This window comes from Nonomuraea sp. NPDC001684 (assembly GCF_053596515.1).
In genome coordinates this window covers 1-3,596 of sequence record NZ_JBSFGJ010000673.1, presented here as the reverse complement: position 1 = coordinate 3,596, position 3,596 = coordinate 1, and the positions used below count along the sequence as shown (strand labels likewise).

Below are 3,596 nucleotides of genomic sequence, written 5' to 3'. Positions count from 1 at the left end.
CTGACGCCCTGCGGGACCAGCCCGCCGGGGAAGCGCGCGGCCACCGAGGGCCCGAACGGGTCGGCGCCCGGCGGCACGTTCGACCACATGGGCACCCGGCTCATCGACTCCACGCCGCAGGCCACGACCAGGTCGTACGCGCCGGACATGACGCCCTGCGCGGCGAAGTGCACGGCCTGCTGGGACGAGCCGCACTGCCGGTCGACCGTGACCGCGGGCACCGAGTCGGGGAAGCCGGCGGCCAGCCAGGCGTAGCGGGTGGTGTTCATGGCCTGCTCGCCCACCTGGTCGACGCAGCCGCCGATCACGTCGTCGACCAGCGACGGGTCCACGCCGCTGCGCTCGATCAGGGCGCGCAGGGCGTGGGCGAGCAGGTCGACGGGGTGCGTCCCGTGCAGCCCGCCGCCGGGTTTGCCCTTGCCGATGGGGGTGCGTACGGCTTGCACGATGACGGCGTCGCGCATCGCGGCCTCCTGTCCGTTGGAAATTCCAACTCACTCTAACGCGAGCGGGTTGGACTTTCCAACGCAGGCGTCACCGGGCGGCCAGGCCGTTGATGATCATGTGCAGGGCGACGTCGAAGCTGCGCTCGACCTCCTCGGGCTCGCCGCTCAGGTGTCCCCGCGTCTCGGCGAAGACGAACCCCGAGACGAACGCGTGCAGCACCTCGCTCGTCCGCCGCAGCTCCTCCTCGGGCACCCCGGAGGCGCGCAGGATGCGGTAGAGCGCCTGCCACAGCGGCAGCCGCCGGTCCTCGCTGAACTCGGGATGGTTGTGCAGGTAGTTCCACATGGCCGGATGTTGCCGGGCGTGCCGGTGGTAGGCCAGGGCCAGGGCGCGGAGCTGGTCCTGCCACGGGGTGCCGTCGTCGGGCGGCAGCGGCAGCCGGACGCTGACCGTCTCGCAGATGCGGGCCAGCAGCGCCTCCTTGCTCGCGACGTGGTGGTAGACCGACATGGGGTTGACGTCGAGCTCGGCGGCCAGTTTCCGCATCGACAACCCCTCGACGCCGGCCTCGTCGATCAGGCGAAGCGCCGTGGAACAGATCTCGTCAAGACTCAGGGGAGCTCCCCTGCGCGCGCTCACTGCCATACAGCGTATGGTAGCGTCAGCCATACGGTGTATGGCTACCCGAAGGGAGCACTCATGAGGCGTATCCCCGCCCCGCAGGGCCTGCCGATCCTGGGCAACACGCTGCAGATCCCGGCCCACTCGCCGGTGGAGCACTTCGTCAAGGTCGCCGAGCGGTACGAGGAGGGCATCTTCCGGCTGGAGGTCGCCGGCCGCACGATCGTGCTGGTCTACGACCCCGACCTGGTCGCGGAGGTGTGCGACGAGAGCAGGTTCGTCAAGCGCATCAAGCCGCCGCTGTCGATCGTGCGCGACTTCGGCGGCGACGGCCTGTTCACCGCCGAGCCGCACGAGCCGGTGTGGGGGCAGGCGCACCGCATCCTGCTGCCCGCCTTCAGCCAGCGCTCGATGAAGGCGTACTACCCGCAGATGCTGGAGGTCGCCGAGCAGCTCGTCGCCTCGTGGGCCGGCCGCCAGGGGCAGGACCTGCCCGTGGCCGACGACATGACCCGGCTCACGCTGGACACGATCTCGCTGACCGGCTTCGGCTTCCGGTTCGACTCCTTCGCCTCGCCCGAGCTGCACCCGTTCCTGAAGGCCATGGGCGGCGCGCTGACCGAGGCCATGCTGCGCAACCAGCAGCTCCCGTTCGTCACCAAGCTGAAGCGCGGCCACGAGGACGCCTACCGCCGCGACATCGAGACCATGCGCGCCCTGGTGGACGACGTGATCAAGCAGCGCCGCGCCGAGGGCGCCGGCGACGCCAAGGACCTGCTCGGCCTCATGCTGGCGGCCGCCGACCCGCAGACCGGCGGCCGCCTGTCCGACGAGAACATCCGCAACCAGGTGCTCACCTTCCTGATCGCCGGGCACGAGACCACCAGCGGCCTGCTCTCCTTCGCCCTGTACAACCTGCTGCGCGACCCGCACACCCTGGCCAGGGCCTACGACGAGGTCGACCGCCTGCTGCCCGGCGACGAGCCGCCCAGCTACGAGACGATCATGAAGCTCGACGTCATCCCCCGGATCCTGGAGGAGACGCTGCGGATCTGGTCGCCGATCCCCGCCTTCGCCGTCAGCGCCGTCGAGGCCACCACCATCGGCGGGTACGAGATCGAGGCCGACCAGAGCGTCGCCGTGCTGCTGCCGTCGCTGCACCGCCACCCCAAGGCGTGGGAGCGGCCGGCGGAGTTCGACATCGACCGCTGGCTGCCGGAGCACAAGAAGGCCCACCACCCGGCGGCGTACAAGCCGTTCGGCAACGGCGAGCGGGCCTGCATCGGCCGCCAGTTCGCGCTGACCGAGGCCCGGCTCGCCCTGGCCATGATCCTGCGCCGCTTCGCCGTCTCCGACCCCGACGCCTACCGGATGCAGATCAAGCAGACGCTGACCATCAAGCCCGACGGGTTCACCCTGCGGGTGCGCGAGCGCCGCGCCCACGAGCGCACCGCCCCCGCCGCCGGCGTCCAGGCCGCCGGTGAGGGGGAGCGGCACGACCTCGCGGTCACCGGAGTGCCGCTCACCGTCGCCTACGGCTCCAACCTGGGCACCGCCGCCGACATCGCCGAGCGGCTGGCCGAGCGGGCCGGCCGGTCCGGCTTCGCCACCACCCTGACCACCCTGGACGACCTGACGCCGCCGTCCCAGGGCCTGCTCGTCGTGGTCGCCTCCTCCTACAACGGCAAGGCCCCCGACAACGCCCAGCGCTTCGACGCCCTGGAGGAGCTGCCCGACCTGTCGGGCGTGCGCCTGGCGGTGCTCGGCTGCGGCAACTCCCAGTGGCCGACGTACCAGGACTTCCCGCGCCGGGCCGGCGAGAAGCTGACCGCCGCCGGAGCGGTGCCGCTCGTCGAGCGCGGCGAGGCCGACGCCGACGGCGACTTCGACGGCGACGTCTCGGCGTGGACGGCCCGGCTGTGGGCGGCGCTGGCCGAGGAGTACAGCGCCCCGGCGGGCGCGGCCGGGCCGCGCTACGAGATGGAGGTGCTCGGCGAGAGCGAGGTCAGGCCGGCCGTCGTGTCCGAGCGGGCCGTGCCGATGACCGTCGTGTCCAACGAGGAGCTGACCGGCGACCCCACCGGGCTGTGGGACTTCTCGTCCGAGGCCCCGAGGCCCGGCGTGCGCTCCATCGTGGCCCGCCTGCCCGAGGGCGTCACCTACACGGCGGGCGACCACGTCGCCGTCTTCGCCAAGAACGACCCCGAGCTGGTCGAGTGGGCCCTGCGCTGCCTGCGGGTGCCGCGCGAGCAGGTGGTGCGGCTGCGTGCCGCCGGCGCCACCCACCTGCCCGTGGACACGCCGGTGACGGCCGGCCTGCTGCTGACCGAGTTCGCCGAGCTGCAGGAGGTGGCCACCAGGGCCGACCTGGAGGCCCTGGCCGCGCACACCGGCTGCCCCTGGACGCGCGGCCAGCTCGCCGAGCTGACCGCGGCTCGGGCTCGGTCCTCCAGCGCAGCCAGTGCACATCACGAGCGAGCTCCGACACGCGGTCGAGGCGGTCCTCCTGCCGCTGGAGCGCCATGTTC

The 3,596-nt window shown here is 72.3% G+C and carries 3 protein-coding genes; 1 reads left to right on the top strand and 2 read right to left on the bottom strand.

What is annotated here, in order from left to right:
- Together ACWCSD_RS49845 and ACWCSD_RS49840 are read right to left on the bottom strand one after the other, a co-directional pair.
- Positions 1-464: thiolase family protein (locus ACWCSD_RS49845; protein WP_449926408.1), on the bottom strand; the 464-nt coding region annotated here is incomplete at its 3' end.
- Positions 465-534: 70 nt separating this feature from the next.
- Positions 535-1,092, bottom strand: coding sequence for a TetR/AcrR family transcriptional regulator (locus ACWCSD_RS49840; protein ID WP_364333682.1), 558 nt, complete (start codon positions 1,090-1,092; stop codon positions 535-537).
- Positions 1,093-1,146: 54 nt separating this feature from the next.
- Here ACWCSD_RS49840 and ACWCSD_RS49835 point away from each other — a divergent pair.
- Positions 1,147-3,596 (top strand): cytochrome P450 (locus ACWCSD_RS49835; protein WP_449926405.1); only part of this gene is annotated, 2,450 nt, incomplete at its 3' end.

Coding starts and splice junctions, on each gene's coding strand:
- ACWCSD_RS49840 (WP_364333682.1), bottom strand. CDS start 1,092: ATGGCAGTGAGCGCGCGCAGGGGAGCTCCCCTGAGTCTTGACGAGATC.